Source organism: Pseudomonas sp. IPO3749, assembly GCF_013386605.1.
Classification (GTDB): domain Bacteria; phylum Pseudomonadota; class Gammaproteobacteria; order Pseudomonadales; family Pseudomonadaceae; genus Aquipseudomonas; species Aquipseudomonas azotoformans_A.
This window is the reverse complement of sequence record NZ_JACARN010000006.1, coordinates 1-3,479: the sequence shown is the minus strand read 5'-3', so window position 1 is coordinate 3,479 and position 3,479 is coordinate 1. Positions and strand designations below refer to the sequence as shown.

Here is a 3,479-nt window from a genome sequence, read left to right as displayed (position 1 = left end):
GGATGTCCGCCCCGCCCGCCCCATATAAGCGGTCATTGCCATCCCTGCCATTGAGTGTGTTGGCTGCTTCGTTGCCCACCAGCAAATCGTTGCCGGAGCCGCCGACAGCGTTTTCGATGGTCACGCCATAGGCAATCGAGACATTGCCCTTGAGGCCGCCGACATCCGAAAAGGTCCCGGCTTTGAGACTGATCTGTTGGTCCTGCTTATAGCCGGAGAAGTCCAACGTATCGGTGCCGCCACCGCCCCAAATGGCAGCGACCCTCTTGTCCTTGTCGGTCTTGACGCTGAGGAAATCGCGGTCGGTATTGGAGTTGAAACCGTAGGTGGTGTCGTCCTTGCGGGTTTCATGATTGGCGCCGTATTTCTTCTGATAAGCGCTGATATCGTCAAGTTGCGGTGCCGACGCGCGGGTACCGCGGTGATTCATATAGCCGTGACGTTCGTCCAGGTAACTCATATGGGTATGGCTTTCGGAGTCTTCGATATAACCTGCTTTGCTGGTCTTTTTTATTATACAAATGGCCGTAGTTCCCGACGGTAATGTGACCTTCGCTGGTCGCCGTTTTCGGCCCCTCGGTAAACCTGACGTTGGCCACATCTGAAATGGATTGCAAACTGCGTCGGGTCTGGTCCCGTTGATTTTCCAGGATGTGGCTGAACCCGGACATATTGCGCTGTCGTCGATCCTTGTCTTTGGGCGGTTCTCGAAACTCATAGGTCACCTCATAACGACCGTCGCCGTTCTTGTCCGGCCAGCCTGAACTCCCACGCCAGAGCCTTTCTGTGGCCTCTTGAGGCGTCTTGGACGGTAATCCATTGTGCTGGATGCCGGCACCGCGATCATCTCGGTGCTGAAATTGTTCAATCGTCTGAAACGTGGTGCTGGCTCGCGAAGTAACGGCTGTCATGAATGCACTCTCACCAGGCAATAAAACCTGATCTTCTGGCCTTGAGTACCCTGTCGGATGTGCGTTTAAGCCGGGAATCCGAGCGACTCAGGCCATGTGAACCTATAGCTTTATTCCGGGTTGACGTAGGACGTCACCCCGATCCTGGCGCATCAAACCCGCAATTTTGCTTCATCGTGTATCTCCCTAACGCCAGATACACTGCAATACAAAGGGCACAAGGCAAAGGCAACGACAGTGGCTAGACTGCGCCCCAATAAGTAATTAACGAGGAAAGCAGCATGGATCATGTCGATCACATCCTGATCGTCGATGACGACCGGGAGATCCGCGAGCTGGTAGGCAACTACCTGAAGAAAAACGGCATGCGTACCACCGTGGTCGCCGACGGCCGCCAGATGCGTAGCTTCCTCGACACCACGCCAGTGGACCTGATCGTGCTGGACATCATGATGCCCGGCGACGATGGCTTGCAGCTGTGCCGCGAACTGCGGGTGGGCAAGCACAAGGCCACGCCGGTGCTGATGCTCACCGCGCGCAACGATGAAACCGACCGCATCATCGGCCTGGAAATGGGCGCCGACGACTACCTGGTCAAACCCTTCGCCGCCCGTGAATTGCTGGCGCGTATCAATGCCGTGTTGCGTCGTACGCGGATGCTGCCGCCGAACCTGGTGGTCAGCGAAACCGGACGGCTGATCCGTTTCGGTCGCTGGCGCCTGGACACCACCGCCCGCCACCTGCTCGACGAGGACGACACCCTGGTGGCCCTGAGCGGTGCCGAATACCGGCTGCTGCGGGTGTTCCTCGACCACCCTCAGCGCGTACTCAACCGCGACCAGTTGCTCAACCTGACCCAAGGCCGCGACGCCGACCTGTTCGACCGCTCCATCGACCTGCTGGTGAGCCGCTTGCGCCAACGCCTGCTGGATGATGCCCGCGAACCGGCCTACATCAAGACCGTGCGCAGCGAGGGCTACGTGTTCTCGCTGCCGGTGGAAATCCTCGGGGCCGAGCAATGAGCTTAAGGTTTGGCTGGCCGCGTACCCTGGCGTCACAGTTGTCGCTGATCTTCCTGATCAGCCTGGTGTGCGCCCATGGCTTGTCCTTCAGTGCGCAGTTCTATGAGCGCTACATCAGTGCGCGCACCGCCATGCTGGGCAACCTGGAAAACGATGTGTCCACCTCGGTGGCCATTCTCGACCGCCTGCCGGCCAACGAACGCGCCAGCTGGTTGCCGCGTCTCGACCGTCAGAACTACCGCTACCTGCTCAATGCCGGCGAAACCGGCGAACCGATGAGCAGCGATGATGTGCCCATGGCCGCCACCTCCATCGCGGATGCGCTGGGCGAACACTACGCGTTGACCTTTCGCGACATCCCCGGCATGCAGAAACACTTCCAGGCGCACCTGACCCTCGCCGATGGCAGCCCGATCAGTATCGACGTGCGCCCGACCATGCTGCCTGTCGCCTATTGGCTGCCGGTGGTGCTGGTGCTGCAACTCGCGTTGTTGCTGGGTTGCACCTGGATCGCCGTGCGCCTGGCCATCCGCCCATTGACCCGCCTGGCCCGCGCCGTGGAAACCCTCAACCCCAACGCCCACCCCACGCCGCTGGACGAAAACGGCCCCACCGAAGTCGCCCACGCCGCCGCCGCGTTCAACGAAATGCAAAAACGCATCGCCGAATACCTCAAGGAACGCATGCAGATCCTCGCGGCGATTTCCCACGACCTGCAAACCCCGATCACCCGCATGAAACTGCGCGCCGAATTCATGGAGGACTGCGCCGAACGCGACAAACTCTGGAGCGACCTGGGCGAGATGGAACACCTGGTACGCGAAGGCGTGGCCTACGCGCGCAGCGTCCACGGCGCCACCGAAGCCAGCCATCGCATCAACCTCGACGCCTTCCTCGACAGCCTGGTATTTGATTACCAGGACATGCACAAACAGGTGAGCCTCAGCGGCAAAAGCGCCGTGGTCCTCGACACCCGCCCCCACGCCCTGCGCCGGGTATTGGTGAACCTGGTGGACAACGCCCTCAAATTTGCCGGCGCCGCACAACTGGAAGTCGGCTCCACGGCCAATGGCGAACTGTCGATCAAGGTCCTGGACAACGGCCCCGGCATCGCCGAAGACGAACTGATCCAGGTGATGCAACCATTCTACCGCGTGGAGAGCTCCCGCAACCGCGGCACCGGCGGCACCGGCCTGGGTTTGGCGATCGCCCAGCAATTGGTGGTAGCGATTGGCGGCACGCTGACCTTGAGCAACCGGCCGGAAGGTGGGTTGTGCGCGCAGATCAAGATCAGCCTATAGCCTCACCAGAACCGAACGGCTGGTTCGCCCTTGCTTTTGCTCCACACCACTCAAGCCGGCTGTCAGGCCGCTGTGCTTTGCTTTTGATTTTGATCTTAGGCGCCCCGTCAAACACGCTGGCCGAACGCAGGCTTGAATCCGTGGGTAACCCGGCAGGACGCCGGGTTAGCCGCGCTGGGCCAAGGATGGCCCATCGCGGCGGCCCACGGATTCAAGCCGGAGTGAGGGCACACCGAGCCTAGGCG

3 protein-coding genes are annotated in these 3,479 nt (G+C 60.6%); 2 read left to right on the top strand and 1 reads right to left on the bottom strand.

Annotated elements, in window-relative coordinates:
- Positions 1-460 (bottom strand): M10 family metallopeptidase C-terminal domain-containing protein (locus HX812_RS31995; RefSeq protein WP_218643584.1); only part of this gene is annotated, 460 nt, incomplete at its 3' end.
- Positions 461-1,192: 732 nt separating this feature from the next.
- On the opposite strand from HX812_RS31995, the gene HX812_RS01480 reads away from it, so the two are divergent.
- Positions 1,193-1,933: a response regulator gene (locus tag HX812_RS01480; protein WP_028616631.1), complete on the top strand. Its 741-nt coding sequence runs from the start codon at positions 1,193-1,195 to the stop codon at positions 1,931-1,933.
- A complete protein-coding gene (locus tag HX812_RS01475; RefSeq protein WP_038846217.1) occupies positions 1,930-3,234 on the top strand; it encodes an ATP-binding protein in 1,305 nt (434 codons plus the stop codon). Before HX812_RS01480 ends, HX812_RS01475 begins: the two co-directional genes overlap by 4 nt.
- Positions 3,235-3,479: the final 245 nt, after the last annotated feature.